The sequence below is a fragment of the Bradyrhizobium sp. in8p8 genome, assembly GCF_000426845.1.
In the GTDB taxonomy this organism is placed as follows: domain Bacteria; phylum Pseudomonadota; class Alphaproteobacteria; order Rhizobiales; family Xanthobacteraceae; genus Bradyrhizobium; species Bradyrhizobium japonicum_C.
This window is the reverse complement of record NZ_AUGD01000007.1, coordinates 51,851-77,973: the sequence shown is the minus strand read 5'-3', so window position 1 is coordinate 77,973 and position 26,123 is coordinate 51,851. Positions and strand designations below refer to the sequence as shown.

Below are 26,123 nucleotides of genomic sequence, written 5' to 3'. Positions count from 1 at the left end.
CCTAGATTGGGTTTTGCATTGCGTTTTGGCGCCGGATGCGCCAAGCGACGTCAAGAGCCGTTTTCCGTGAGGCAGACCTGATGAGCACGCTTCTCCTTTCCCACAAGGCCTGCCTCGACCATGTCACGCCGCCGGGACATCCGGAGAGGCCGGATCGCCTGCGCGCGGTGGAGGAAGCACTGTCGCATGAGCGCTTCCAGTTCCTGGCGCGCGAGGAGGCTCCGGAGGGCGATCTCGATCTCGTCACGCTGTGTCACAACGAGCATTACGTCACCGAGCTGCGCCATATCGCGCCGACCAGCGGGCAGGTCTATATCGACGGCGACACCTCGATGTCCCCGGGCACGTGGGAAGCGGTGATGCGCGGCGTCGGCGGCGCGGTGGCGGCGACCGAGGCGGTGATGGCGGGCGAGCATCGCAATGCCTTCGTTGCGGTGCGCCCGCCCGGCCATCACGCCGAGATCGGCAAGCCGATGGGCTTCTGCTTCTTCGACAATGTCGCCATCGCCGCGCGCCACGCCCAGCGCAAATACGGCATCAAGCGCGCCGCCATCGTCGATTTCGACGTGCATCACGGCAACGGCACGCAGGATATCTTCTGGTCCGACCCGACCGTGATGTATTGCTCGACGCACCAGATGCCGCTGTTTCCGGGCACCGGCGCGACGAGCGAGCGCGGCGATCACGACACCATCGTCAATGCGCCTCTGGCCTCCGAGGATGGCGGCCCGGAATTCCGCTCAGCGTTCGAGAATCTGATCTTGCCGCAGCTCCAGAAATTCAGCCCGGAGCTTCTGATCATCTCCGCTGGCTTCGATGCGCATTACCGCGATCCCCTGGCTTCGCTGAACCTGCGCGCGGAAGACTATGCGTGGGTGACTCGCAAACTGATGGATCTCGCCGACAAGACCGCCGGCGGCCGCGTTGTTTCGGTCCTCGAGGGCGGCTATGACCTGCAAGGACTGAAAGAATCTGTTACGGCGCATGTCGGCGCCCTGATGGGCGCTTGACGCACCCGCCACATTACGCCCGCAAAACTCTGTTTTCTCTCCGAGGAAACCAATCGGGCATCGGAAACGGATATGGCCGAAAACACCCAAGTTGACGTCTCCAGGCTGACCTTCGAGCGCGCGATCGAGGAACTCGAGACGATCGTGAAGCGGCTCGAGGACGGCAAGGTGCCGCTGGAGGAATCCGTTACGATTTACGAGCGCGGCGAGGCCCTGAAGCGGCGCTGCGAGGAATTGCTGCGGCAGGCCGAAGCGCGTGTCGACAAGATCACCACGGACGCCAGCGGCCAGGCCACCGGCACGGCGCCGCTCGACGTCCAATAGATCAGCCGGATCTCCAACCCACCCCTCTGGCGTCGTAAGCCCCGCGGGAGCCCCACAGGCCGGGCCCCAGCAGCCCTTTCTACATCCACGCTATTCCTGGCGTGCCGGTTCCATGCCGGCGAAGGGACGCCCTCCCGTACGCGATCGACCGCCGAGGCTGGCAGGATCGCATTTTGGGCAGAAAGGGCCTGCCAAGGAACCGAGCAGCAGCGGAACGTCTCACCGGGGGCCACGGTTAACCACTCTGGCCCGCCGGTTGCACCTGCATACCCCTAGTCGGTCCGGCGGGTTGGCTTTGGCCCAAGGTTTGGTGTAAAGCTGCGCGGAGTGTGGCTTTTTGCAAGCCTTGCGTGGGCACCGATTGCCGACGGCAAGCGCTTCAAACTGCTAATGAAATTGGCTTGGGACGGACGAAGCCGATCTAGGTGACAGGGATCACAGAGACTGAACCGGAGCGCACTTAAGCTTACCTAAGCTTGAAGAGGGGCCTCGCCCCATGCAGGTGGCTCCGACGGTTTGAGGACTCGCGCTGCGCCGATATTGTGCAAACCCATCGCGCACCGGAATGACTTTCCGGGGCTGACAAATTGGAAATCGCCGTGAACGCATACAGCAAGACGCCGCTTCTCGACACCATCCGGACGCCGGAAGACCTGCGCAAGCTCAAGGTCGAGCAGATTCGCCAGGTCGCCGACGAGCTGCGGCAGGAGACCATCGACGCCGTCTCGGTGACCGGCGGTCACTTCGGCGCCGGTCTCGGCGTGGTCGAGCTCACCACCGCGATCCATTACGTCTTCGACACGCCGCGCGACCGGCTGATCTGGGACGTCGGCCACCAGGCCTATCCGCACAAGATCCTCACCGGCCGGCGCGACCGCATCCGCACGCTGCGCACCGGCGGTGGCCTGTCCGGCTTCACCAAGCGCAGTGAGAGCGACTACGATCCGTTCGGCGCGGCACATTCCTCGACCTCGATCTCCGCCGGCCTCGGCATGGCCGTGGCGCGCGACCTCTCCGGCGGCAAGAACAACGTTATCGCCGTGATCGGTGACGGCGCGATGTCGGCGGGCATGGCTTACGAGGCCATGAACAACGCCGGTGCGATGAACTCGCGCCTGATCGTCATCCTCAACGACAACGACATGTCGATCGCGCCGCCGGTCGGCGCCATGAGCGCCTATCTGTCGCGCCTCTACTCCGGCAAGACCTATCGCACGCTGCGCGATGCGGCCAAGCAGATCAACAAGCGCCTGCCCAAGATCATCGCCAACCGCGCCAACCGCGTCGAGGAATATTCCCGCGGCTTCATGATGGACGGCGGCACGCTGTTCGAGGAGCTCGGCTTCTATTATGTGGGCCCGATCGACGGTCACAATCTCGACCATCTTCTGCCCGTGCTGAAGAACGTCCGCGACATGGAGACCGGCCCGATCCTGGTCCACGTCGTGACGCAGAAGGGCAAGGGCTACGGTCCGGCCGAAGCCTCCGCCGACAAGTACCACGCTGTCGTCAAGTTCGACGTCGCCACCGGCACGCAAGCCAAGGCCAAGCCGAATGCGCCGGCGTACCAGAACGTGTTCGGCCAAAGCCTCGTCAAGGAAGCGCAGAAGGACGACAAGATCGTCGCCATCACGGCCGCGATGCCGTCGGGCACCGGCGTCGACATCTTCAACAAGGCCTTCCCCGACCGCACCTTCGACGTCGGCATCGCCGAGCAGCACGCAGTGACGTTTGCCGCCGGTCTTGCTACCGAAGGCTACAAGCCGTTCTGCGCCATCTACTCGACCTTCCTGCAGCGCGGCTACGACCAAATCGTGCACGACGTCGCGATCCAGAGTCTGCCCGTCCGCTTCGCCATCGACCGCGCCGGCCTCGTCGGCGCCGACGGCGCGACCCATGCCGGCTCGTTCGACAACGCCTATCTCGGCTGCCTGCCGAACATGGTGATCATGGCGGCGGCGGACGAGGCCGAGCTCGTGCACATGGTGGCGACCCAGGTTGCGATCGACGATCGCCCGAGCTCGCTGCGCTATCCGCGCGGCGAGGGCCGCGGCGTCGAGATGCCCGACGTCGGCGTGCCGCTCGAGATCGGCAAAGGCCGCATGATCCGTCAGGGCAGCAAGATCGCCCTGCTCTCCTTCGGCACGCGTCTCGCCGAATGCGAGAAGGCGGCCGACGAGCTTGCCGCCCACGGCCTGTCCACCTCGATTGCGGACGCGCGTTTCATGAAGCCGCTCGACACCGAGCTGGTGCTCAAGCTCGCCCGGGACCACGAGATCCTGATCACGATCGAGGAAGGCTCGATCGGCGGCTTCGGCTCGCATGTCGCGCAGTACCTGACCGATCAGGGCGTGCTCGACACCGGCATGGTCAAGTTCCGCTCAATGGTGCTGCCCGACGTGTTCCAGGACCACGATACCCCGGCCGCGATGTACGCCCGCGCCGGCCTCGACGCCAAGGGCATCGTCGCCAAGGTGTTCGAAGCGCTCGGCAAGGACGTGAAGACCGAGACGGTCAAGCTGGCCTGATCGTCGTGCTGGCACTGAGCTCCACCTCTCCAATAGGGAGAGGTTTGGCACCGCTGGCATCGTGACAACGCCATGCCGCCTCGATCATTGCTTCCATGAACATCTATCTGGCAGGCCCCGACGTGTTCCTGCCGGATGCGATCGAGATCGGCCGGCAGAAGGCCGCGATCTGCGCTGCGCATGGTCTCACCGGCCTTTATCCGCTCGACAATGCGATCGACCTCACCGCGAGCGATGCATCGCGGCAGATCTTTCGCGGAAACGTCGCCATGATGGACGCAGCCGACGCGATCATCGCCAATCTCACGCCGTTTCGTGGGCCGGGCGCCGATCCCGGCACCGTCTACGAGCTCGGCTATATGGCGGGCACGGGTAAGTTCTGCCTCGCCTATTCCAACGAGGACGCGGCCTATGCCGACCGGGCCGGCCGCTTCACGGACGTCACCGCCGAGGATGGACGGCTGGTAGACGCGCAGGGGTTGACCGTCGAGGATTTCGGCCTCGTGGACAATCTCATGATGATCCATGCGCTGGAACTGCATGGCTGCCCGCTGGTGACGCCGTCCACGCGGCCCGTCGACATCTGGCACGATCTTGCCGCCTTCGAGGCTTGCGTCCGGATGGCGGCCGCGCGATTGATCGCTACATAAGCGCCAGCCCCTCTTGAGTGACCCGATGCCCCCTGCCCGCAAGCGCGCGGATATATTGCTGGTCGAGCGCGGCCTGTTCGAGAGCCGGGCACGAGCGCGCGCGGCGATCGAGGCCGGCCTCGTCATTGCGGACGACAAGCAGGTTTCGAAACCGTCGGAGACGATCGCCGAGGATGCGGTGATCCAGGCCGAGCCGGCGCACCCTTTCGTCTCCCGCGGTGGCGTCAAGCTCGCCGGTGCGCTGGAGCGCTATCCGATCGAGATCGAGGACCACGTCTGCCTCGACGTCGGCGCCTCTACCGGCGGCTTCACCGAGGTGCTGCTGGCGAACGGCGCCAGCCTGGTATTCGCGATCGACGTCGGCACCAGCCAACTGCATCCCTCGCTGCGCGATCATCCCAAGATCGTGTCGATGGAGGAGACCGACATCCGGTCCTACGAAGGCAAACGCCTGCCGGCGCGGCCCGATGTGGTCGTCATCGACGTCAGCTTCATCTCGCTCAAGACGGTGCTGCCGGTGGCCTTGTCGTTGGCGGCTGCGCCCATGAACCTGCTGGCGCTGATCAAGCCGCAATTCGAGGCCGACCGGAAACACAACAAGAAGGGCATCATCCGCGACACCGCCGTTCACCGGGAGATCTGCGACGACATCGCGGCCTTTGCCGCGTCGCTCGGCTGCACCGACATCGAGGTGTTCCCCTCGCCGATCACGGGCGGCGACGGCAATATCGAATTCTTCCTCGGGGCCCGCCGTGGTTGAGCGCGTCAGGATCGATCACGTCGGGCATCGCGGCGACGGCGTCTGCCTCGATGCCGGAGAAGCGATCTATGTGCCCTACACGCTCGGCGGCGAGACAGTCGAGGTCGATCACGTCTTGGGCCATCATCCCGACCGCCGCAAGCTGCTCGCGGTGGATGTCGCAAGCCCTGAACGGATCGAGCCGTTCTGTCCGCATTTCGGCGTCTGTGGCGGCTGCGCCATCCAGCATTGGGCGACTGAGCCGTATCGCGCCTGGAAACGCAATATCGTGGTGGAGACGCTGGCGCAGGCCGGCATTGATTGCGAGGTCGCGTCGCTGATCGATGCTCATGGTGCCGGGCGCAGGCGTATCACGCTGCACGCCCGCTTCGGCACGCATGACATCCTCAAGGTCGGGTTCTCCGCCACGAGCTCGCACGACGTCATCCCGATTCATCGTTGCCCCATCCTCGATCCCGCCCTCGACGGCGCGCTCGACGCGGCCTGGGCGTTGGCTGAGCCGCTGACGTCCAAGATGCCCGTGACGAAGCCGCTCGACATTCAGGTCACCGCCACCGCCAACGGCCTCGACGTCGACGTGCGCGGCTCCGGCCCGCTGCCGACGCCGCTGGTCACCACCCTCTCGCGCGTCGCCGAGCAACACCGGCTGGCGCGACTGACGCGGCACGGCGAGCTGGTGCTGCAACGCCTGCCGCCGACGGTGACGATGGGCCGTGCGGAAGTGACGCTCCCGCCAGGCTCGTTCCTGCAGGCGACGGTAGCGGGCGAAGAGACGCTTGCAGCCCTCGTGGCGGAGCGCATCGGCAAGGCCAAGGAGGTTCTCGATCTCTTCTGCGGCGTCGGCCCGTTTGCTCTGCGGCTCGCGGAGAAGGCGCGCGTAACCGCTTATGACAGCGACGCTGGCGCCATCGCAGCCCTCGTGAAAGCCGCGCGCACACCCGGGTTGAAACCGATCAAAGCGGAGCCGCGCGATCTATTCCGCCGCCCCTTGGTGCCGCAGGAGCTGCGCGACCTCGACGCCGTGGTGTTCGACCCGCCGCGCCAGGGCGCCCAGGCGCAGGCGCTGAAGCTCGCCGCGAGCAAGGTGCCCGTCGTGGTCGCGGTGTCCTGCAACGTCGCGACCTTCTCCCGCGATGCGCGGCTGCTGATCGACGGTGGCTATCGGCTGAAATCCGTGGTGCCGGTCGATCAGTTCCGGCACACACCGCATGTGGAGCTGGTGGCGAAATTCGAACGGTAGTCGCGCGGGCTGACGTCCCTGCGTCAGAACGCGATCCGCAATCCGCCACGGCCGGAATAGGCGACGCTCGAATCCGACAGCTTGAGATATTCACCGGCGACGAACAGGCTGGCCGGTCCCAACGTGACATCGAGGCCAGCGCCGCCGAACAGACCCCAGACGTCGTTCGCGCCGGGAAGCACGAACGGCAGAGACTGCCCGAGCAGGGTCAAGTTGACGGTCGGATCTCCCAGCCGCTGGAGGCCGACCACGCCAGTTCGCAGACTGCCGTTCAGCCAGGCTGCCCGTTCGATGCGCGTGGTGGCGGAGAGCTTCAACTCGCCGCGCTCCTCCAGTCCGGACAGAGTATAACCTCCGACGGTGGCATTCGCCGTTACTCCGCTCTCGCTGAACCCGCCAAGACGGCCGGCGAGATAACGCACGCGGCCGACAGGCGTCAGCGTCCAGACCGTCCCTCCGGTCCGGCCCAGGCCGATGCGATGCCCAAGGGCGAGTTCTGGGATGGCGTAGGTTCCGGAATTGCTCGCCGTCGCGGTCTCGATGCCGCCGGCAACGAGGTTGTTGGAGATGAGGCGGGAGCCGCGCTGGTCGACGTGGCCGAGCTGCAGCATCATGTCGAGAAAGGTCGCACCGAAGGTACCGCGCGCGAACGCTCCGCCGAACACGATGTCGGCGTTCGTGGTCGCGAGGTTGAAGTCCTCGCTGGTCTGCATCGCGCCGCCTCCAATGAACGCACCCACACGCAGATTGGAATTGGCCTGCCAATCGCCACCGATCAGCCCGCCCTGGAAGCGGCTGGTACTGTGCAGCAGCGCCCCACTCGCCGGTTGATCACGTTCCCCAGCAAATCCGCGTGCCCAAACGCTTGTGCCGTCGGCATAGACCGCCGTCGGCCCTTGCGGCGTGATCGCAGCGAAAGCCTCGCGAACATCGCGCTTCGGCCCGGACGACGCGGCATAGACGAGTGAGTCACTGGTGGGAGAAGCGTCCGCATCCGGCAACGCGGAGGACACCGCCGAGGTGAAGGCCAGCAGATTCCGGTCCGTGGCCCCGAACGGCGTGGAGTCGAACGTGACGACCTGCGAACCGCTCACCACGTAGGGTGCCGCCGAGCTCACGGTTGCCCCTGCAAGCGAATTGAAGGTGTAGTGGAAGTTGCCGCCCCGGAAATTCACCCTGTCCGCGCCACCCCCGAGGTCGATCAGGCCGATAATGCGGGATCCCGGCAGCGAGGTCAGCGTGTCGGTCGAGGCGCCGAGCGACAACGCAAGACTTGCGGTGTCGGCGGCCGCGATCACGCCGGCATTGGTGATGTCGGCGGAGCTGGCGTAGATCGTTGAGGCGCCCGAGGCCTTCACCGAGATCGTGCCGCCGTTGTATAGCGCGAGCTGGTTCGACGTGATGGCGATCACCTCTCCCGTGATCGTGCCGGAATTGTTGATCCTTGTGTTTCCGGAGTCGATTGCGACCGAATTCGACAGGATCGAACCACTGTTCTCGATCACAGCATTGCTGATCGCAAGTGCCGCGAAGCCGCCGAAGATCGTGCCGCTGTTCGATAGCCTGACAGTCCCGAACGATTCGATGCCGTAGCTGCCGCCAGAGATCGATCCGCTGTTGGTGATGTCCCCTGCACCGGTCAGCCTGATCGCGCGGCCTGCACTTCCGGTGATCGTCCCCGAATTGGCGAGGGTTGCGGTGGATGCCCTGATGCCGTCCGAACTGCCGCGGATAAGCCCGGAACTGGTCAGCGTCAGGCTTCCAGCCAAATCGATCGCCGGACCTGCGCTCGCCACGATGGCGCCTGAATTGCCGATCGTCGCCGTCGTGCCGTGTATAGCGGCCGTAACGCCGCTGACGAGACCTGAATTGACGAGACTGGACAGCGTCACGACGTCGATCGCTGTCGCCGTCGCGGAGGTGATGGATCCGGCATTGCTGATCTCCGCGAGCGGAGCAGTGATGGCGGCCGTGTGCCCGTTAATCGCCCCTGTCGCCGTATTGACGAGCGATAAGCGAACTGCCACGTCGATGCTCGTATCTCCGACCCCGTTGATCACTCCGGCATTCGAGATCGCGGCGCCGTCGGCGAAGATTCCGAAGAAGCCGGTGACTGTCCCGAAATTGTCCAGAGTCAGATTGCCGCCGGCGGTCGTGATTCCGATGCCAGTGCCCGCAATGCTGCCGCGGTTGGTCACGGTCGCCGTGCCGGCGTCGATGCCAATGCTGCCCGCGAGCGTGCCCTCGTTGACCACCGTTCCGGCGTTGAGCCCCGCAGCTGGGCCCCCACTGGTCACGGTGCCGCGATTGATCAGGCTGCCGGTATTGAATGCGACTCCGCCTGACAGCGATGCGCCATAGTCAACGGTCACGTTGAGGTTGGAGAAACCGAAACCGCCATAACCGCCAGCCGTTACGCCGGTACAGAGCGCCGAGATGCCGTTTCCCGCAGCGGGCGTACAGGCTGCCTTTGCCGGGCCGCAGGCAATGATCGCCATGCAGGTGCCAGCGATAGCCGACAAGAGAAGTCGAGAGATCGCAGAACCTGTGGTCGACGCCATGAGCGTTGAGCATCCGCCAATTGGACGCGCTCTCAGATCAGGAGCGCTGCAATGCTTCCTACGGCGCGGCGGGAACCGCTGCAATCAGCGGGGATGCTCGGGTTATGCGCCTGCGTTCCGATTGTGGCTGATCCGCCACACTCATGCGGCGAATAGGCGCATCATTCACAAGCAAGAGCCGGCAGAGCACTGCGAGCGTCGCACGGGTACGTGATCTGCAAGCTATAATGTTCGGATGACCGTCAGCAGTTTGCACCGACGACGATTCATCACCGCCGCGCTTGGGCTCTCCGCGGCCGGCACCGGCACCTCTGCAGCCGCTGCAGCGAGCACCTATGACGAGGCGGCGAAAACGTTACGTGCTCCGCTGCAATCGACGCCGAGGGATCGCGAACTGGTGCGCTTTGCCACGCTCGCGGCCAACAGCCACAATACCCAGCCGTGGACCTTCTCGATTCGCGGCAACGTCATCGCGATCGCCCCCGACTTCAAGCGCCGCTGTCCGGCCGTCGATCCGGACGATCATCACCTCTTCGTCAGTCTCGGCTGTGCCGCCGAAAACCTCATCCTCGCTGCATCAACGCTTGGCTGGCACGCCGATCTCGCCCTCGACGGCGACCGCATCGTGATCACGCTCGAGGAGGCCCCGCCGGCAGCATCGACGCTGGCCGCCGCGATTCCGATCAGACAATGCACGCGCGCTGCATTCGACGGCAAGCCGGCCGCACCGGAGACATTGCGCCGGCTCGAGGGCGCTTGTCGCGAATCGAACGTCACGGCGATCCTGATGACCGAACGCGCCGCGATAGCCGGGGTCACCGATTACGTGCTCCAAGGCAATTCGGCGCAGATGCGCGACAAGGCCTTCATGCGCGAGCTCGTGCACTGGATCCGCTTCAACGAGGCGGAGGCGCTCGCGACGATGGACGGGCTGTATGCGCCCGCCTCAGGCAACCCCTCCCTGCCTTCATGGCTGGCGCGGCCGCTGCTGAATCTCTTCTTCACCGAGAGCGGCGAAAACAAGAAGTACCGCGAACAGCTCGAGAGCTCTGCGGGCGTCGTCGTGCTCGCTGCAGACGGAAGCGACAGATCGCATTGGATCGCGGTCGGCCGTGCCTGTCAGCGCTTCGGTCTGCAGGCGACCGCGCTGGGACTCAAGTATGCCTTCATCAACCAGCCGGTCGAGGTCGCGTCGTTGCGGTCGCAATTTGCGGCTTCACTCGGATTCGGCGAACGGCGTCCCGATATCGTGATGCGCTTCGGAACCGGCCCGGATCTGCCGAAATCGCTGCGGCGTCCGCCGGAGCGCGTGATGCAATCCTAGCGCCGCAACCCGCCCAGCGCCGGAGACTCGCCGGGCAACATCGAGGAGTTGATGTCGCTGTCCATGCGTCCCGATTGCTGCTGGGTATAGCCGACGCCGAACGAGAGGCTGAGATTGGAGGTCGGGTTGAACTCGACGCCCGCAAATCCACCGTAGCCGGGCGCGGCGCTGGAGATGAGTGGCGCCAGTGAGCTGCCAATGCCGTTGCCGAATTTCAGCGTGTTGAATCCAGCGAAGAATGTGACGGGCATGCCGCCAGCCGTCTTCGTGTTGTAGCCGAACTGCGTGCTGTCATAGGACAGCGCACTGAAGCTTCCCGCAGAACCGGCCTGATTGAAGCCGCTCAAGCCAAGATTGCCGCGCTCGCTGCCGACGAAGAAACCGTTGGCATAGTTGGTACGCCAACCCGCCTCGCCGGTATTGAAGCTCGAAAAATTGCCGTAGGTATCGGAACTCTGGCTGGCGCCTCCGCCGAGGCCGAAAGGCCCGCCTGGGATCCAATATCTCAGCGGCGCAACCTGTGCATCAGCCGATGACCCGTTCAGGCAAAGCAATGCCAGCAGAGCGGCAAGGCCACATTGATTGGCGAAGTTGAACATTCAAGCTACCGTCGGAACTCCTGGCGATTATACCCCTGGAAGATCGCCAACGCCAGCGGAGCGACCTCGCCGATCGCGCCTTACGGACACCTGCACCGATATCCCCCGATCCCTTGCTCCGCCGGCTGACTTCCGCTCTCGCCGAAGTCCCGCGCGTTCAGGCCATCGCACTCCGGTGCTAGCGTGCGCGGTACCGCACATCCGTCCGCTCGCGATCCCACGTTTGATCGAGCGTTCCAATCAAATCTGGCAACTCGTCGGGACGGCGATTTCATGCAGGCCTGCACCATCCTGCGGCAGGTCGATCAAGAATTGAAGGCGCTGACGCAGCCCCGCAGGACACCGCCGTGAACGGCTATGCCGTCTTGTCGACTAAAGAGGACGAATCTGCCGGCGGGTATTTCGTCACTGGCACCATGAAGGATTTGGTGCCGACCTGATAGATGACCTTGCCGTTCTGTCCGTCGTCGGTCGCGATCTGTGTCTGCCCGAACATGATGACGTTCTTGTAGACGTAGCCAGTGCCCTGGCGGGTGACGCCGTCCGTGGTGACGCTGACCTGCGCCTCCTTGCCGTTGACGGCGAGCACCTTGAAGCTCGCGCTCTTGCCGTTGTCGCTGGAATAGCCGCCCCAGCTTCCCATGAGACGGCTGTCGGACGCCGGCGGCGCCTGCTTCTCGAGATTCGCGGTCTGCTTGCCAACGCCGCCCACCGAGAACAGCAGCACCATGTTCTTACCGTCCTTGGTGCCGACGGTGACGCCGCCGAAGGTGATAAGCGTACCCTTGACTTCGCCGAAGCCGCGCTCGGTGCGGCCGTTGTGGGTGTACTCGACCTGCGCCCGGGCTCCGCGGATGTTCACGACCTTGAAGCTGACGGGCTGGTTGTTGCCCACCCAATTGCCCTTCCAGTCGCCGACCAGAGCACTCTGGCGATACATCCGCTCGTTGGCGGGCGAGATCTGGTTGGTGCTCGACGTGACGATGGACACTGGTCCGCTCGGAGGTAGGCTGGTTACGGGGATCATCCGATTAGGGGCATGCATCGGTTAACGAGCAGTTAAATCCGACTGCATGCCGGTAAGGCAAAAGGTGTCAGTGTGGTCTTACCGCCCCCACCGATCGGACCAGATCTTCTCCCCGATCAGGCAGTTGACGCGCGGCTCCTTGTCGGCAACCCGCATGACGGGCCGCTCCGGCGTGCGGCCGGCGACCTCCATCAGCAGCTTGGTGCGGATCGCTTCCTTGAATTTGTCGCGCTCCTTGATCGTGATGACGAAGGAGCCAGGCCCTCCGATGACGCAGTCCTCGTAGTAGAAATCGAGATTGTCGATATCCATGGTCGAATAGGACGGCTCCTTGACCATGATCGGCAGACCGTTGATGACGATGCCCTTCTCCAGCGCGGCATCGCGCGCAACCGTGACCGGACCGCCATTGTTGTTGGGGCCGTCACCGGAAATGTCGATGACGCGGCGCAAGCCCCGATAGGGGTCCTCATCAAACAGCGGCATCGCGAAGTTGATCGCGCCCGATATCGATGTGCGCGAAGCGCGCCGGATCGGCGTCTTCATGATCTCGGCGGCCACTGCATCCGCCGTCTCCGGTCCGTCGACCAGCCGCCAGGGAATGATGATCTTCTGGTCGCTGGAGGCGGCCCACTCGAAATAGGTCACCGCGATCCGGCCGTTCGGCCCCAACTTCAGCGCCTGCAGGAACTCCTTCGACTGAATTGCCTGCGCATAGCCCTCGCGCTGCATCGCGAGTTCGTCCATGTCCATGGAGTAGGACACGTCAACCGCGAGGATCAGTTCGACGTCGACCTGCACGTCCTTGTCGGCTGCGAGTCGCTGCGGATGATTCCTGGGCGCTCCAAACTTGGGTCCCGGTGCCGCGATGCCCGCGACGTCCCCTCCGGCAAACATGCCGGCCACCAGCACAGCCCCGATCGAGAACAGCAAACGCATCGCAGTCTCCCGTCGTACGACGCGATGGTGACATGCAAACGCCTTGCCGCAAAGGCCGAAGATCGGTTGTGCTTCACATTCGAGTTAAGAGTTCGCGGGTCGAGAAGTCTCAAGATGAAAACTTGCGAGCTCGGCGCAAAGCTGCCGTCGTCTTGCCGCGGTCGCGCCGCAGGAACCCCGCAGGCCACCTCGCGCCCTTGGGCTCGAATGCGAGCGACCGGACACGACGAGTCGCGGGACAGAGCGCCCGGCCCACTTGTCCGGCACGATTTCCATGCTAGGGTTGCTCACACAGATGGGGATGGAGTCCCCCGACAACCGCCCGGCGGTCGATGACCTCGTGGGCTGATGACTCCTGCTTGAGGAGAGGCAATCTGCGGCCTCTGCCTTGGGCGGGAGCATGGACACACCCGCCGATGGCGGGTTTTTTGTTGCCTGGTGACGAAGGCCAGCAGGCGAAGGCGAGGACACGGCGAAGGCGCGACGATGACGACACCGAATGCTCCGCGCACCTCCCTGCCCAGGGGAATCTGGGTGCTCGGCTTCGTCTCGATGCTGATGGACATCTCCTCCGAGATGATCCACGCGCTGCTGCCGCTCTATCTCGTCACCGTGCTCGGCACCTCCACGCTTACCGTCGGCTTCATCGAGGGCATTGCGGAGGCGACCGCCTCGATCACAAGAATCTTCTCCGGCGCGCTGTCGGATTGGCTCGGTCGCCGCAAGCTGCTGGCCGCATTCGGCTATGGACTTGCCGCCTTCACCAAGCCGCTGTTTCCGCTCGCGCCCAGCGTCGGATGGCTGGTGGCGGCACGCTTCATCGACCGCGTCGGCAAGGGCATTCGCGGTGCGCCGCGCGATGCGCTGATCGCCGATATTGCGCCGATCGGCTTGCGCGGCGCGAGCTTCGGGCTGCGGCAATCGCTCGACACCATCGGGGCCTTCCTCGGGCCGCTGATTGCTATCGCGCTGATGTGGTGGACGGCGGACAATTTCACGATCGTGTTCTGGGTGGCGGTGCTGCCGGCCTTTCTGTCGTTTGGACTGATCACCTTCGGCGTGAATGAGCCTGACCCGGATCCGAGCCGGGTGCCTGTGAAGAATCCGCTCAATCTCGCCGCCATGCGGCAGCTCGGTGCGGTGTACTGGCGCGTCGTCGCGGTCGGGATTGTCTTCACGCTCGCGCGCTTCAGTGAGGCCTTCCTGATCCTGCGCGCACAGAGCATCGGCCTCGACGTGATGTGGGTGCCGGCGGTGCTGGTGCTGATGAACGTCGCCTATGCGCTGTCAGCCTATCCGGCCGGGGTCCTCTCGGATCGGATCAACCGGACCGGCCTGCTCGCGCTCGGTCTGGTCCTCCTCGCCGGCGCTGATCTTGCGCTGGCCCAGCTCCCGAGCCTTGCGGGTCTCGCGCTCGGCGTCGTGCTGTGGGGACTGCACATGGGGCTGACGCAAGGACTGCTTTCGGCCCTCGTCGCCGACGCGGCGCCACCAAGCCTGCGCGGCACCGCATTCGGCTATTTCAACCTCTTCACCGGGCTTGCCTTGCTGGCCGCCAGCGTGATCGCGGGCGCTCTTTGGGATGCCTTTGGTCCTCAAGGCACGTTCCTGGCAGGACTCGGCTTTGCGCTGGTTTCGCTTGTGGGACTGCTTGCGGTCGGCAACGGTCTGGCGGCAAGAAACAGATGATGCAGACTGAAAACCGGGGAACGGGACATTGAACATCCAATTCATTTTGGCGGTGGCCGCCGGCGGAGCACTCGGAGCCGTCATGCGCTATCTCGCTACAATCGGTTCAGGCCGTGCTTTCGGCACTGACTTTCCCTGGGGCACGCTGATCATCAACGTGACCGGATCGTTCCTGATCGGCATCTTCGCCGCGCTGTTCGCGACGAGATGGAACCTGCCGCAGACCGTCCGGATATTTTTGACAGTGGGGATTTGCGGCGGCTACACGACATTCTCGACGTTCTCGCTGGATACTTGGTATCTGATCGAGCGTGGTCAGACCTTGGCCTCGGCTGCCTACATGATTGCATCGGTGGCGTTGTCCGTAGGCGCCCTGATCGCCGCCATGCAGCTTGTCCGCGCGCTTCCCTAGAGTAGGATGTAGCAGCGTGCAGCGGTTCTCCGAAAGGATAATGCTGACCTGGTGCAGGCAGGCGCGGTCGCCGCATCCCTGCCCATTCGCAGCGGCATGATGGCGGCGTGCCGACCAGCTTGGAGCCGCACGAGTGCCTGCATTATGATGAAACGGCTGGAGCTCATCAGGGCCGGGGTTTCAGGATACGATGAACGACACCGTCAGCAAGCCGAAAACCAAGACAAAGACCAAGGTCGAGCGGCCGCGGCTGCACAAGGTCATCCTGATCAACGATGACTACACGCCTCGCGAATTCGTCACCATGGTGCTGAAGGCCGAATTCCGCATGACCGAGGATCAGGCCTACAAGGTGATGATCACCGCCCACAAGCTTGGCGCCTGCGTCGTCGCGGTATTCACCAAGGACGTGGCCGAGACCAAGGCGACGCGAGCCACCGACGCCGGCCGCGCCAAGGGCTATCCGCTGCTGTTCACGACCGAGCCGGAGGAATAGGCTCAGCCGCCTGCGCGTACGCTTCATCCGCCAGCCCGTACACGCGCTGCGCTTTGGAAAATCCCGCGATCGGAAATTCGCCGAGTTCGAGCCAATCGTGCCGACAAACATTGGCAAAGCCTTCCGAGGCGACGACCGTCCGCCCCAGGCGCCCCGTGATCTTCTCGAGCCTTGCTGCAAGATTGACGGCAGGGCCGATGCAGGTGAAGTCGAGGCGGTTGCCGCCGCCGATATTGCCGTAGAGGATGTTGCCGACGTGGAGCGCGACGCCAAAGCGGAAGCGCTCGACGGCATCGCCGACAGGGATGGCGAGCGCTTCGACGCTGGCGCGGGACTCGCGCGCCGCCTCAAGCACGCCCGCGCAGACATCAGCGGCATCGCCGACATATTCGTCGATCGGAAACACCGCGAGCAGGCCGTCGCCCATGAATTTGAGCACCTCGCCGCCATGGCCGCGGATTGCGGCGACCTGGCAGTCGAAATAGTGGTTGAGGATCGTGACCACTGTCTCTGGTGGCAGCCGGTCCGATAGCGCCGTGAAGCCGCGCAGGTCCGATAGCCAGATCGCCGCCTGCATGGTGTCGTTGTGACCGCGGCGGATCTGGCCGCCGAGAATGCGCGCGCCGGCACGGTTGCCCACATAGGTGTCGAGCAGCATCTCGGCAGTGCGGCGCAGGCTGATGATCTCGCTGACGCGCGCGAGCGGCGCTATGATCCAGCGGATCGCCGCGATGTCGCCATCGCTGAAGCCGCCGGGCTGCTGCGTGATCCAGCTCGTTGCGTGGACGGAGCCGTCGAGAAAGGGCATCGGCACCGCGACATAGTCGGTCGCACCTTCAGCCCGCATGTCATCGAGGAACGGAAAGCGCTTGCTGTCGGGATCGCTCGGGCGTCCCCTCACCTCGATGCCCTGCTCGAACACAACGCGAAGCGGGCTGCGGGCGAATTCGGGCGTGTCCAGGATCTCGAAATCAACAGCGCCGATCTCGACTTCCTGACCTCGCCGCCAGATGAAGTTGCGGCCGAAGATTTCGGGATGCAGCGTGCGGATGAATATGCCGAACCGCCACAGCGGCAGACCGGCCGCGACCAGACGTTCGCAGAAGTCGGCGATCATCTCGGCCGGCTCCGCCGCCGACCACGCGCCGTCGATCAGCCAATCGCAGACGCGGCGAAGCTCGGAGCTGTTCATGGCCGCATTTGGGGACGAAAGTTGCGGGGCCGTCAAGCTGCGCCGTCGCCTAGTGCCGTGACAGACGGTTTGGCCGCAAATGCGCTCACCTCTTCCCGACGGGAAGGGAAGGTCATCAACGTCCGACCTGCCCGCGATCGCGCAGGAAGTGATCGGCAAGCACGCAGGCCATCATGGCCTCGCCGACGGGAACGGCACGAATGCCGACGCAGGGGTCGTGGCGCCCCTTGGTGAAGATCTCGGTATCAGCGCCCTGCCGATCGACGGTGAGACGCGGCTGCAGGATCGACGAGGTCGGCTTCACCGCGAAGCGCACCACGACCGGCTGGCCGGTGGAGATGCCGCCCAGCACGCCGCCGGCATGGTTGGACAGGAAGCGCGTGCCGTCATTGCCGGTGCGCATCTCGTCGGCGTTCTCCTCCCCGGTGAGCTCGGCCGCGCCGAAGCCGGCGCCGATCTCGACGCCCTTCACCGCGTTGATGCTCATCATCGCGGCTGCGAGATCCGAATCGAGCTTGGCGTAGATCGGCGCGCCAAGACCTGCCGGTACACCTTCCGCGACGACCTCGATCACCGCGCCGATCGAGGAGCCGTTCTTGCGGATGCCGTCGAGATAGGTCTCGAAGAACGCGGCCTTGTCCTTGTCGGGACAGAAGAACGGATTGTTGGCGATCTCGTCCCAGTCCCACTTGGCGCGGTCGATCTTGTACGGGCCCATCTGCACCAGAGCGCCGCGCACCCTGACGTCGGGCAGCACTTTTCGCGCGATCGCACCAGCGGCGACGCGCGTTGCGGTCTCGCGCGCGGATGAGCGGCCACCGCCGCGATAGTCGCGCAGGCCGTACTTCGCCTCATAGGTGAAGTCGGCATGACCGGGACGAAACTTGTCCTTGATTTCGGAATAGTCCTTGGAGCGCTGATCGGTGTTCTCGATCAGAAGCCCGATCGGCGTGCCTGTCGTCACCTGCTCGCCGGTCTCCGGATGCGCCATCACGCCGGACAGGATTTTCACCTGGTCCGGCTCCTGGCGCTGAGTGGTGAAGCGCGACTGTCCGGGCCGGCGCCGGTCGAGGTCCTTCTGGATGTCGGCCTCGGTCAGCGGGATCATGGGCGGACAGCCGTCGACCACGCAGCCAATCGCCACCCCATGGCTTTCGCCGAAGGTGGTGACGCGGAACATGTGGCCGAAGGTGTTGAAGGACATGCCGAACTGCCGCCTAGCGTTGACGTTTTACATAAACGTTGTTTGTCAACGTTCGTAGCCCTGAGGGGCATGGCGTTCAACCCCGTTCCCGTCATTCCGGGGCGCCCGGAGGGCGAACCCGGAATCTCGAGATTCCGGGTTCGATGCTCCGCATCGCCCGGAATGGCGAAAAACTCAGGCCTAGCTGAACTTCTCCAGCCGCCCGTCGCGGAACACGTACACGGCGCCCTGCTCGATGAAGAGCTCGGCGGCGCCGGCGGGGGTCTCGAGCCCCAAGGCCACCATCAGGGCCCGGCAGGTCCCGCCATGAGCCACCGCGACGGTATCGACCAGAAGCGACTCGTACCAGTCCAGCATGCGCAGCTGCACCGCCGCGTAGGTCTCGCCACCCGCGGGCGCGACCGTCCATTTGTCGGCGAGACGCTTCGCATAGACGTCCGGATCGGAGGCCTCGCTCTCGGCCAGCGTCAAACCTTCCCAACTGCCGTAGCCGATCTCGCGGAGGCGATCGTCAAGGGAATAGTCGGCAGGCGGCAGCTCAAGCTTGCCGCGCGCGAGCTCCATGGTCTGACGCGCACGTCCGAGCGGGCTCGACACATAGGGCAGCGCGGCACTGTCCTTGCCATCGCGCTTGAACAAATCGGCCAGAACACCGGCAGCGTGCACGGCCTGACTGCGGCCGCGCGCGTTGAGCGGAACGTCCTTGGTGCCCTGCAATCGCCCGAGCGCGTTCCACTCGGTCTCGCCATGGCGCAGGAAGTAGATCGTGGGCACGGCCATTCCAGATTCGAGGCTAGTCCTTCCCGCCCAGCGAGATGTCCGGCGCGTCCGGGCGCTTCATGCCCAGCACGTGATAGCCGGAATCGACGTGATGCACCTCGCCGGTAACGCCGCGTGAGAGGTCGGAGAGGAGATACAGCGCGCTGCCGCCGACGTCTTCGGTCGAGACGTTGCGCCGCATCGGCGCGTTGTATTCGTTCCACTTCAGGATATAGCGGAAATCGCCGATGCCGGACGCGGCGAGCGTCTTGATCGGCCCTGCCGAGATGGCGTTGACGCGGATGTTCTTCTCGCCGAGATCGGCGGCGAGATAGCGCACGCTGGCTTCCAGCGCCGCTTTCGCCACACCCATCACGTTGTAATGCGGCATCCACTTTTCAGCGCCGTAATAGCTCAGCGTGATGAGCGAGCCCCCGTCCGTCATCAGCTTCTCGGCGCGCTGCGCCACCGCCGTGAACGAATAGCAGGAGATCAGCATCGACTTCGAGAAATTCTCCTGCGTGGTGTCGACGTAGCGGCCGTCGAGTTGCTCGCCATAGGCGATCGCGTGCACCAGGAAGTCGATCTTGCCCCACTTCTCCTTCAGCACGGCAAAGGCGGCATCGATGGTCGCGGCATCCGTCACGTCGCAATGGCCGAGCACGAGCCCGCCGATCTCGGCGGCGAGCGGCTCGACGCGCTTCTTCAGCGCATCGCCCTGATAGGTGAAAGCGAGTTCGGCGCCGGCGGCGTGGCAGGCCTTGGCAATGCCCCAGGCGATCGAGCGGTTGTTGGCGACGCCGAGGATGACCCCGCGCTTGCCTTGCATCAGACCTGAATTCTGCGCCATTTTTGAACGTCCCGTCGAGCTCTCGTTGAGGTCTGGAGGTACACCAGCCCTCCCCTGCGGTACAGTCCTAATACGCGGCGTTAACGCTGTTTCGAGCGCCGGAATAGCTGTTCCATTCGGGTGTTATGATCACTGAGGCGCTCGCGCCTGATACCGGGACGTCAAGACCGCAATGAATGCGTTTCGCCAGAATGTGGAAGCCATGATCCCGGCGCTGCGCCGCTATGCCCGCGCGCTGACGCGCGACGCGGATACGGCCGACGATCTGGTCCAGGATACATTGGTCCGCGCGTTGCGTTCGGAGCGGCTGTTTCTCGGAGGCGACGTCAGGAGCTGGCTCTATACGATCCTGACCAACCTCAACAAGAACCGGCGGCGCTCACTGGCGAGGCGGCCTCAATTCATGCCGCTGACGGAGAACAACCCGGACGCCAGCGGGACGGAGGCAGAAGGACGCGACATCGAGAAGGCACTGGCGACGCTGGTCGAGGAGCAACGCTCTGTGCTGCTCCTGGTGATGCTGGAAGGCATGAGCTATCGCGAGGTCGCCGATATCCAGGGGGTGCCGATCGGCACCGTGATGTCGCGCCTCGCCCGCGCCCGCGCCCACGTCAAAGCCTCGCTGGAGGGCGAGCGCCCGGTGCTCAGGCGAGTGAAATGAGGACAGGGTGATGCATTGCGCAAGGTGCGCTCGCAGCCTGCCGAGGGCGCGAGCGAAGTTGAACCACGGACGATTTTTTGGGCCGCAGAGCCAGAGACGAGCGATATGAACGACCGCAAGATCGCAGTGACCGAGGACGAACTGCACGCCTATGTCGACGGCGAGTTGCCGGTCGAGCGCCGCCCCGACGTCGAGGCTTGGCTTGCTGCCCATCCCGACGAGGCCGAGCGCGTGCAGTCCTGGCGCACCATGGCCGAGATGCTGCACGCTCGCTACGACGGCATCGCCCACGAGCCGGTACCAGCACGGCTGGAGCTGGAGCGGCTGGAGCGCCGCCCGCGGCAATGGCTTTACGGCGCGGCCGCGGCGGCGTTGGTTGCTTTCGTGGCCGGCGGCACGGCTGGTTGGGTCGCGCATGGTGCCGCCAACGCACCCTCCACGTTCCAGAGTCTTACGGCGGATGCGCTCGACGCCCACCGCCTCTATGTCGTCGAGGTCCGCCACCCCGTCGAAGTCGGCGGCAACGAGCGTGACCATCTGCAGGCCTGGCTGACCCGACGCTGCGGCTGGACCGTACTCGCGCCGAACCTGGAAGCCAGCGGGCTGAAGCTCGTCGGCGGCCGGCTTCTGCCGGGACCGAACGGTCCGGCGTCGTTCCTGATGTATGAGGGCACCTCGGGCGAGCGGTACACGATCTACACGGCCAAGACCGACAACGGCGCGACGCAGATGCGCTACGCCAAGGCGGACAAGGACGGGGCGCTGTTCTGGGCCGAGCGCGGCGTCGGCTATGTCGTCAGCGGCGGCAATGATCGCGACCGGCTGACCAAGGTCGCGCAGGCGGTCTACGACCAGGCCGAAAAGAACGGCAGCTAAATCGGACGGCCGGGCCACCGCCGAAGCAATGCATCGGATCGCCAAGAAGAGGCCGGAAACGTCGCGCCTCGATTCCGTCATTGAAAATTTGGAATGAAGACATCGACGCGTCTCATTATCGCACCGGATGATCACGCGAAAATGAGCGGCGTTCGATCCGCCGATCGACGCGGGCGGCCTCGATTGGGGCTTTGGTACCGCGCTGGTCCCCCTCTCGAGGCCGCACCTTTTATCGACTGTCCCGCCGGACAGCCGACACGTCGTATGCGTCCACGTCGAAGCGCGATGCGCGCTTCAGGCGCAAGCTGAGCATTATCCTTTCGGGAAGAGAATGCTCCCCGCGTCGAGGCGGCTCGGATAGCGCCCTAACCGAGCCCACTCCGCGGATTGTAGGGGTGTTGGTCCCGCCACTTTTCCATCAATGCTTCAAGCTCGGCGTCGTTCCCGTCCGGTAGCATAATCCTGACAGTGACGAAGAGATCCCCGGTCCCGCCAGCTTTTGGCAGGCCCTTGCCCTTCAGCCGGAAGGTCCGGCCGCTAGAGGTGTTTTTCGGGACCGAGAGCTCCACGGCGTTGCCGAGGGTCGGCACGCGGACCTTGCCGCCGAGCACCGCCTCGTAGAGCGTGACCGGCAGGTCGATCCGGAGGTCGGCGCCTTCGACCTTGAAGAACGGGTGCGGCGCGATGTTGATGGTGATCAGGAGATCGCCGGGCGGATGGCCCTGTGCGCTCTCACCCTGCCCCCGGAGCCGAATCTGCTGGCCCTCGGAGACACCAGCCGGAATCTTGACGTTGAGCTCCTTGCCCGTCGGCAGCCGGACGCGCTTCTCGCCACCCTTGACCGACTCCTCCAGCGAGACGGACATGGCAACATTCACGTCGAGATCGAGCCCAATGCCGCCGGTATCGAAGTCGAACTGGGCGCCGCCGCCGGCCCCCGGCCGGGCACCGCGCATGCCGCCGCCGAACATGCTGTTGAGGATATCCTCGAACGCACCACCGCCCGGGCCGCCCGCGCCGCCGCTCCGGAACGTATAGCTTTCGAACCCGCCCGGACCCGCACGGCCTCGCGGGCCTCCGCCGCCCGGAAAGCCTTGGAAGCGCGGCTTGCCGTCGGCATCGATCTCGCCGCGGTCAAACTGTTTGCGCTTATCCTCGTCGCCGAGGATCTCGTTGGCCGAGTTGATCTCGGCGAAGCGCTCGGCCGCCTTGGGATCGCCCTTGTTGCTGTCCGGATGGTGCTTCTTGGCCAGCTTGCGATAGGCGCTCTTGATCGCGGCAGCGCTGGCGCTCCGCGGCACCCCCAAGACCTCATAGGGGTCGCGCATTCGTCACATCTCCTTCAAGAAATCGAATTGTCCAAAGGGCTCCCCGCCCCACCTGCCGATCATGTGGGAAGAGAGTGGCATTTTTGCAACTAGGAGCGCGTCCTGAACCTAGCTGCGCCACGGCTTTAGCGTATGAATCTCCCAACGGCCACGGCCGCTTTGGCAGCCGGCTCCCTGCAGCCAACTTTCGGTACTGCCGTTGACGTAGCTTGCCAGAAAGTCGCGGCACTTGCGTCCGTCCTCGGCCGCATAGGACTGCGCGATCGGCGTCACCGAACCGCGCGCGCCCGTTTCCGGATTCTCCCAGTGCTGGCTGGAATCCTTGTCCCCCTTGCTGAGGACATCGGAGGCGGCGTTGCGGGTGAAGGCGAGATCGGTCTCGGTCGGGGACGCGTCCTTCGCCGGCCGCGCGATCGAGCCGGTGAGGTCGCTGTCGTCGACCTTGGCGTAGGCGCTCTGTTCATTGCGGGAAAAGCTGCAGCCGCCGGCACCGAGGCCGACGAGAACGACGGTCATGACAAAGCCGGAGGGCCGGATCGCCGATAGGCCAACGCGTTCCCATGCCCTATATAGGGCGTTAGCGGACAACAACGCGTTTTGGGCCGCGGGACGCAACTCGGACTCCAGACATGACCGACACGACCTCGATGAAACACCAGACACCCTTAACATCCGGTGATTTCACCGCCGCCGACGAGCCATTTGCGCTGTTCGAGGCCTGGCTGAACGAGGCGATCAAGAGCGAGCCGAACGATCCCAACGCCATGGCGCTCGCGACGGTGGACTCTGACGGGCTGCCTGACGTGCGCATGGTGCTGATGAAGGGATTCGATACCGAGGGTTTCGTCTTCTACAGCCACATCGCCAGCCAGAAGGGCCGCGAACTCGCCGCAAACCCTAAGGCAGCGTTACTTTTTCACTGGAAGTCGCTGCGCCGTCAGGTCCGCATCCGCGGCAACGTGACGCCGGTGACCGACACTGAAGCCGACGCCTATTTCGCCACCCGCCCCAAGCAGGCCCAGATCGGCGCCTGGGCGAGCAAGCAGTCGCAAGAACTGGAGAGCCGCTTCGCCTTCGAACAAGCCATCGCCAAGGTTGCGGCCAAATACGTCATCGGGGACGTGCCGCGGCCGCCAGGCTGGAGCGGCTGGCGCATCACGCCGTTGCGGATCGAGTTCTGGCACGACCGCCCGTTCCGGCTGCACGACCGCATCGAATTTCGCCGTGACGCGGCCGGCCAGAAATGGTCCAAGACGCGGATGTATCCTTGAGACTCATCTTGAACCTTATCTTGAGACTTGCGCCGACCTGAAAGATGTCCATGCCGCATTCGTCCAATGCGCCGCGTCGCACTCTGCTCCTGACCGGAGCCAGCCGCGGTATCGGCCACGCCACGGTGATCCGTTTCTCTTCTGCAGGCTGGCGGGTGATCACCTGCTCGCGGCATCCATTCCCGGAGGACTGCCCGTGGGACGCCGGCCCTGAAGACCACATCCAGGTCGACCTCGGCAACCCGGCGGACACAACGCGTGCGATCTCCGAAATTCGCGACCGGCTCGAGGGCGGCACGCTGCACGCGCTGGTCAATAATGCCGCGATCTCGCCGAAGGGACCGGGCGGCACGCGGCTCGGCTCGGTCGACACCGACCTCGACACCTGGACGCACGTCTTCCACGTCAACTTCTTCGCGCCGATCATGATGGCCCGCGGACTGATCGAGGAATTGAAGGCGGCCAAGGGCTCGGTGGTGAACGTCACCTCGATCGCGGGCTCGCGCGTGCACCCCTTCGCAGGCGCCGCCTACGCGACCTCGAAGGCCGCCCTTGCCTCGCTGACGCGCGAGATGGCGTCCGACTTCGGCCGCGTCGGCGTGCGCGTCAACGCGATTGCACCTGGCGAGATCGACACCTCGATCCTGTCGCCGGGCACCGAGAAGATCGTCGAGCAGCAGATTCCGATGCATCGCCTCGGCACGCCCGACGAGGTGGCCAAGATCATCTACGTGCTGTGTACGGAAACCAGTTCCTACGTCAACGGCGCCGAAATCCACATCAACGGCGGCCAGCACGTGTAGGCTGTCCTCTATCCATCCGCCATTGCTTCGCTCCTCGCAATGACGAGATCTAGCTCTTAGAGAAGCAAGGCGATCCAGACAACGCCGCCGCAAGACCTGGATCGCCCTTACCTTCCGTTCCTCAATCGAGTCGAATCCGACGTGACCTTTCGCGCGGCCGCGGAGCGGCCGTGCTGAATGCGGTCGAGCAGTCGTCGTCATTCTCACCATCGAGCAGCGGAGCACCACAGTGCCGGCACATGCGTGCCGACATCGACGGCGCCTTGCCGCTCGTCAGGACCTGGCGGTAGTTCGCCAGGTCGATGACGTTGCGGGGCGACGTTATGTGTTTCTCAACCATGGCTGTTCCTCGCGGCTACGCGCTGCTTATCGCAGACAAGTTTCGCGCAAACGTTCAGCCCACCGCTCAAATTTTACCGGAGGAATTGCGGCACGACGCACGCATCACAGCGCCGCCTCAATCCCGATCTATTCTGCGACACGATCGACCGCGTCTATGCGAGCGGCGTAAGGTCCCGGTAGGCATCTTTGCTCGAGCATGACGCCTACAGCCACTTCTTCCACTTGAAGATCCAGTACGGGACGATCGCCGCGATCAGCATCATCACCAGCGCCATCGGATAGCCGTGCACCCATTCGAGTTCCGGCATCACCCTGAAGTTCATGCCGTAGACCGAGGCGATCAGCGTCGGCGGCATCAGGACGACGGCCATCACCGAGAACAGCTTGATGATGTTGTTCTGCTCGAGATTGACGACGCCGAGCATGGCATCGAGCACGAAGGTGATCTTGTTGGAAAGATAGGAGGCATGGTCGGTCAGTGACGCCACGTCGCGCTGCATGGTCTTGAGCTGCTCGCGCATGTCTTTCGACCATTTCACGCCCTCGACCACCGCGGACAGGAACGTCACGACGCGGCCGATCGACACCAGGCTCTCGCGAACCTTCGAGGTCAGATCGCCCTTGCGGCCGATCGAGATCAGGATCTGGGAATATCTCTTTGCCTGCCCGTGACGCTCGCTCTCAGGCTCAAAGATGTCATGGGAGACCTGATCGATGTCGGCGCCGCAACGCTCCAGAATGTCAGCGCAGCGGTCGATCACGGCGTCCAGCAGCTCCATGAGCACCATCTCGCCAGTAACCGCCGGCGTGCAGGAGCGGGCGAGCTTGGCTTCGACCAGGGCGAATGGCTTCGGCAGGTCGTAGCGCACCGTCACCAGCCGGTGGTCGCCGAGGATGAAGGTCACCGGCGTGGTCCGAGGCATGTCGGTATCGGAGTGACACATCAGCGTCGCAGTCATGTAGCGCGCGCCGTTCTCCATATAAAGGCGGCTGGAGATCTCGATCTCCTGCATGTCTTCCCGGGTCGGGATGGCGATGCCCGCGAGCCGCTCCACCGCTTTGTCCTCGGCCGCGCTTGGATTGACGAGGTCGATCCAGACGGCGCTCTCCGGCACTGCCGCAAGGTCCTCGATCACGGCCTTCTTGAGGGCGGACTCGGAGGGAACAAACACCGAAAACATGAAAAGCTCCAGAGATCCTGCCGACAGAATGACAGCCCTTACCGCGATTCTGACAGGTTCACGATGACAACAACATTAACGGGGTGTTTACATCTAC

25 protein-coding genes and 1 riboswitch are annotated in these 26,123 nt (G+C 64.3%); of the genes, 14 read left to right on the top strand and 11 right to left on the bottom strand.

The features are described from left to right. The first annotated feature begins 80 nt into the window (after window positions 1-80). The 6 genes from K408_RS0118785 to K408_RS0118760 all read left to right on the top strand — a co-directional run bounded on the left by K408_RS0118785 (window position 81) and on the right by K408_RS0118760 (window position 6,512). Window positions 81-1,010 (top strand): histone deacetylase family protein, encoded by a 930-nt coding sequence (locus tag K408_RS0118785; protein ID WP_024340267.1) that lies wholly within the window; start codon window positions 81-83, stop codon window positions 1,008-1,010. A gap of 72 nt (window positions 1,011-1,082) precedes the next feature. After that, window positions 1,083-1,334 carry an exodeoxyribonuclease VII small subunit gene (locus K408_RS0118780; RefSeq protein WP_008132970.1) on the top strand — a complete coding sequence of 84 codons (252 nt, stop codon included), beginning with the start codon at window positions 1,083-1,085 and terminating at the stop codon, window positions 1,332-1,334. A gap of 599 nt (window positions 1,335-1,933) precedes the next feature. Continuing rightward, window positions 1,934-3,862, top strand: a complete 1,929-nt coding sequence (gene dxs, locus K408_RS0118775; protein ID WP_024340268.1) for a 1-deoxy-D-xylulose-5-phosphate synthase — start codon at window positions 1,934-1,936, stop codon at window positions 3,860-3,862. A gap of 95 nt (window positions 3,863-3,957) precedes the next feature. Then, window positions 3,958-4,512: a nucleoside 2-deoxyribosyltransferase gene (locus tag K408_RS0118770; RefSeq protein ID WP_024340269.1), complete on the top strand. Its 555-nt coding sequence runs from the start codon at window positions 3,958-3,960 to the stop codon at window positions 4,510-4,512. Between the two features lie 25 nt (window positions 4,513-4,537). Beyond that, window positions 4,538-5,272, top strand: coding sequence for a TlyA family RNA methyltransferase (locus K408_RS0118765; RefSeq protein ID WP_024340270.1), 735 nt, complete (start codon window positions 4,538-4,540; stop codon window positions 5,270-5,272). Next, a complete protein-coding gene (locus K408_RS0118760) occupies window positions 5,265-6,512 on the top strand; it encodes a class I SAM-dependent RNA methyltransferase (protein WP_024340271.1) in 1,248 nt (415 codons plus the stop codon). The genes K408_RS0118765 and K408_RS0118760 overlap by 8 nt, the downstream gene beginning before the upstream one ends. 23 nt (window positions 6,513-6,535) lie before the next feature. Here the strand turns inward: K408_RS0118760 and K408_RS0118755 are convergent, their stop codons facing one another. Continuing rightward, window positions 6,536-9,010, bottom strand: coding sequence for an autotransporter outer membrane beta-barrel domain-containing protein (locus tag K408_RS0118755; RefSeq protein WP_196232380.1), 2,475 nt, complete (start codon window positions 9,008-9,010; stop codon window positions 6,536-6,538). A 298-nt stretch (window positions 9,011-9,308) separates the two neighbouring features. Between K408_RS0118755 and K408_RS0118750 the strand changes: the two genes are divergently transcribed. Further along, the gene (locus K408_RS0118750; protein ID WP_155248511.1) at window positions 9,309-10,397 is read left to right on the top strand and encodes an Acg family FMN-binding oxidoreductase; all 1,089 of its coding nucleotides are present in this window, start codon (window positions 9,309-9,311) and stop codon (window positions 10,395-10,397) included. Here the strand turns inward: K408_RS0118750 and K408_RS0118745 are convergent. The 3 genes from K408_RS0118745 to K408_RS0118735 all read right to left on the bottom strand — a co-directional run bounded on the left by K408_RS0118745 (window position 10,394) and on the right by K408_RS0118735 (window position 12,962). Next, the gene (locus K408_RS0118745; protein ID WP_024340274.1) at window positions 10,394-10,996 is read right to left on the bottom strand and encodes a hypothetical protein; all 603 of its coding nucleotides are present in this window, start codon (window positions 10,994-10,996) and stop codon (window positions 10,394-10,396) included. The genes K408_RS0118750 and K408_RS0118745 overlap by 4 nt on opposite strands. Before the next feature lie 355 nt (window positions 10,997-11,351). Then, window positions 11,352-11,987: a hypothetical protein gene (locus tag K408_RS0118740; RefSeq protein WP_024340275.1), complete on the bottom strand. Its 636-nt coding sequence runs from the start codon at window positions 11,985-11,987 to the stop codon at window positions 11,352-11,354. A 114-nt stretch (window positions 11,988-12,101) separates the two neighbouring features. Further along, entirely contained in the window at window positions 12,102-12,962 is an 861-nt protein-coding gene (locus K408_RS0118735; RefSeq protein ID WP_024340276.1) for a DUF1194 domain-containing protein, read from the bottom strand. 288 nt (window positions 12,963-13,250) lie between these two features. Further along, a riboswitch (Fluoride riboswitch) is annotated at window positions 13,251-13,327 on the top strand. Between the two features lie 121 nt (window positions 13,328-13,448). Here K408_RS0118735 and K408_RS0118730 point away from each other — a divergent pair. The 3 genes from K408_RS0118730 (at window position 13,449) to clpS (ending at window position 15,559) form a co-directional block, all read left to right on the top strand. Further along, entirely contained in the window at window positions 13,449-14,651 is a 1,203-nt protein-coding gene (locus tag K408_RS0118730) for an MFS transporter (RefSeq protein ID WP_035698254.1), read from the top strand. Between the two features lie 28 nt (window positions 14,652-14,679). Next, window positions 14,680-15,063, top strand: coding sequence for a fluoride efflux transporter CrcB (gene crcB, locus K408_RS0118725; protein ID WP_024340278.1), 384 nt, complete (start codon window positions 14,680-14,682; stop codon window positions 15,061-15,063). A 190-nt stretch (window positions 15,064-15,253) separates the two neighbouring features. After that, window positions 15,254-15,559: an ATP-dependent Clp protease adapter ClpS gene (gene clpS, locus K408_RS0118720; protein WP_024340279.1), complete on the top strand. Its 306-nt coding sequence runs from the start codon at window positions 15,254-15,256 to the stop codon at window positions 15,557-15,559. Here the strand turns inward: clpS and K408_RS0118715 are convergent. From K408_RS0118715 to fabI, 4 genes are all read right to left on the bottom strand, one after another. Then, window positions 15,537-16,751 carry an adenylate/guanylate cyclase domain-containing protein gene (locus K408_RS0118715; RefSeq protein WP_024340280.1) on the bottom strand — a complete coding sequence of 405 codons (1,215 nt, stop codon included), beginning with the start codon at window positions 16,749-16,751 and terminating at the stop codon, window positions 15,537-15,539. The two genes, clpS and K408_RS0118715, sit on opposite strands and share 23 nt — an antisense overlap. 115 nt (window positions 16,752-16,866) lie before the next feature. After that, window positions 16,867-17,955 carry a chorismate synthase gene (gene aroC / locus K408_RS0118710; protein ID WP_024340281.1) on the bottom strand — a complete coding sequence of 363 codons (1,089 nt, stop codon included), beginning with the start codon at window positions 17,953-17,955 and terminating at the stop codon, window positions 16,867-16,869. 180 nt (window positions 17,956-18,135) lie between these two features. Beyond that, complete coding sequence (locus tag K408_RS0118705; RefSeq protein ID WP_024340282.1) at window positions 18,136-18,735, bottom strand: histidine phosphatase family protein; 600 nt, start codon at window positions 18,733-18,735, stop codon at window positions 18,136-18,138. Window positions 18,736-18,748: 13 nt separating this feature from the next. Continuing rightward, a complete protein-coding gene (gene fabI, locus K408_RS0118700; protein WP_024340283.1) occupies window positions 18,749-19,564 on the bottom strand; it encodes an enoyl-ACP reductase FabI in 816 nt (271 codons plus the stop codon). Between the two features lie 172 nt (window positions 19,565-19,736). Here fabI and K408_RS0118695 point away from each other — a divergent pair, with 172 nt between their 5' ends. After that, window positions 19,737-20,225, top strand: coding sequence for a sigma-70 family RNA polymerase sigma factor (locus K408_RS0118695; protein WP_024340284.1), 489 nt, complete (start codon window positions 19,737-19,739; stop codon window positions 20,223-20,225). Between the two features lie 105 nt (window positions 20,226-20,330). After that, window positions 20,331-21,101 (top strand): anti-sigma factor family protein, encoded by a 771-nt coding sequence (locus K408_RS0118690; RefSeq protein ID WP_024340285.1) that lies wholly within the window; start codon window positions 20,331-20,333, stop codon window positions 21,099-21,101. A gap of 365 nt (window positions 21,102-21,466) precedes the next feature. Here the strand turns inward: K408_RS0118690 and K408_RS0118685 are convergent, their stop codons facing one another. Both K408_RS0118685 and K408_RS0118680 read right to left on the bottom strand, forming a co-directional pair. Continuing rightward, window positions 21,467-22,429 (bottom strand): DnaJ C-terminal domain-containing protein, encoded by a 963-nt coding sequence (locus tag K408_RS0118685; protein ID WP_024340286.1) that lies wholly within the window; start codon window positions 22,427-22,429, stop codon window positions 21,467-21,469. Between the two features lie 108 nt (window positions 22,430-22,537). Beyond that, on the bottom strand, window positions 22,538-22,945 hold the full coding sequence (locus K408_RS0118680) for an RT0821/Lpp0805 family surface protein (RefSeq protein WP_024340287.1): 408 nt from the start codon (window positions 22,943-22,945) through the stop codon (window positions 22,538-22,540). A 113-nt stretch (window positions 22,946-23,058) separates the two neighbouring features. Here K408_RS0118680 and pdxH point away from each other — a divergent pair, with 113 nt between their 5' ends. Together pdxH and K408_RS0118670 are read left to right on the top strand one after the other, a co-directional pair. After that, window positions 23,059-23,700 (top strand): pyridoxamine 5'-phosphate oxidase, encoded by a 642-nt coding sequence (pdxH, locus tag K408_RS0118675; RefSeq protein WP_024340288.1) that lies wholly within the window; start codon window positions 23,059-23,061, stop codon window positions 23,698-23,700. A 50-nt stretch (window positions 23,701-23,750) separates the two neighbouring features. Further along, window positions 23,751-24,503, top strand: coding sequence for an SDR family NAD(P)-dependent oxidoreductase (locus K408_RS0118670; RefSeq protein WP_024340289.1), 753 nt, complete (start codon window positions 23,751-23,753; stop codon window positions 24,501-24,503). A gap of 545 nt (window positions 24,504-25,048) precedes the next feature. On the opposite strand, the gene K408_RS0118660 is transcribed toward K408_RS0118670, so the two are convergent. After that, window positions 25,049-26,026, bottom strand: coding sequence for a magnesium transporter CorA family protein (locus tag K408_RS0118660; protein WP_024340291.1), 978 nt, complete (start codon window positions 26,024-26,026; stop codon window positions 25,049-25,051). Window positions 26,027-26,123 lie beyond the last annotated feature (97 nt).

Bases quoted from the DNA above. Each gene is read 5' to 3' on its own strand.
- K408_RS0118785 (WP_024340267.1), top strand. From the start codon at position 81: ATGAGCACGCTTCTCCTTTCCCACAAGGCCTGCCTCGACCATGTCACG.
- K408_RS0118780 (WP_008132970.1), top strand. From the start codon at position 1,083: ATGGCCGAAAACACCCAAGTTGACGTCTCCAGGCTGACCTTCGAGCGC.
- K408_RS0118770 (WP_024340269.1), top strand. From the start codon at position 3,958: ATGAACATCTATCTGGCAGGCCCCGACGTGTTCCTGCCGGATGCGATC.
- K408_RS0118765 (WP_024340270.1), top strand. From the start codon at position 4,538: ATGCCCCCTGCCCGCAAGCGCGCGGATATATTGCTGGTCGAGCGCGGC.
- K408_RS0118755 (WP_196232380.1), bottom strand. From the start codon at position 9,010: ATGGCGATCATTGCCTGCGGCCCGGCAAAGGCAGCCTGTACGCCCGCT.
- K408_RS0118750 (WP_155248511.1), top strand. From the start codon at position 9,309: ATGACCGTCAGCAGTTTGCACCGACGACGATTCATCACCGCCGCGCTT.
- K408_RS0118745 (WP_024340274.1), bottom strand. From the start codon at position 10,996: ATGTTCAACTTCGCCAATCAATGTGGCCTTGCCGCTCTGCTGGCATTG.
- K408_RS0118735 (WP_024340276.1), bottom strand. From the start codon at position 12,962: ATGCGTTTGCTGTTCTCGATCGGGGCTGTGCTGGTGGCCGGCATGTTT.
- K408_RS0118730 (WP_035698254.1), top strand. From the start codon at position 13,449: ATGACGACACCGAATGCTCCGCGCACCTCCCTGCCCAGGGGAATCTGG.
- clpS (WP_024340279.1), top strand. From the start codon at position 15,254: ATGAACGACACCGTCAGCAAGCCGAAAACCAAGACAAAGACCAAGGTC.
- K408_RS0118715 (WP_024340280.1), bottom strand. From the start codon at position 16,751: ATGAACAGCTCCGAGCTTCGCCGCGTCTGCGATTGGCTGATCGACGGC.
- aroC (WP_024340281.1), bottom strand. From the start codon at position 17,955: ATGTCCTTCAACACCTTCGGCCACATGTTCCGCGTCACCACCTTCGGC.
- K408_RS0118705 (WP_024340282.1), bottom strand. From the start codon at position 18,735: ATGGCCGTGCCCACGATCTACTTCCTGCGCCATGGCGAGACCGAGTGG.
- fabI (WP_024340283.1), bottom strand. From the start codon at position 19,564: ATGGCGCAGAATTCAGGTCTGATGCAAGGCAAGCGCGGGGTCATCCTC.
- K408_RS0118695 (WP_024340284.1), top strand. From the start codon at position 19,737: ATGAATGCGTTTCGCCAGAATGTGGAAGCCATGATCCCGGCGCTGCGC.
- K408_RS0118690 (WP_024340285.1), top strand. From the start codon at position 20,331: ATGAACGACCGCAAGATCGCAGTGACCGAGGACGAACTGCACGCCTAT.
- K408_RS0118685 (WP_024340286.1), bottom strand. From the start codon at position 22,429: ATGCGCGACCCCTATGAGGTCTTGGGGGTGCCGCGGAGCGCCAGCGCT.
- K408_RS0118680 (WP_024340287.1), bottom strand. From the start codon at position 22,945: ATGACCGTCGTTCTCGTCGGCCTCGGTGCCGGCGGCTGCAGCTTTTCC.
- pdxH (WP_024340288.1), top strand. From the start codon at position 23,059: ATGACCGACACGACCTCGATGAAACACCAGACACCCTTAACATCCGGT.
- K408_RS0118670 (WP_024340289.1), top strand. From the start codon at position 23,751: ATGCCGCATTCGTCCAATGCGCCGCGTCGCACTCTGCTCCTGACCGGA.
- K408_RS0118660 (WP_024340291.1), bottom strand. From the start codon at position 26,026: ATGTTTTCGGTGTTTGTTCCCTCCGAGTCCGCCCTCAAGAAGGCCGTG.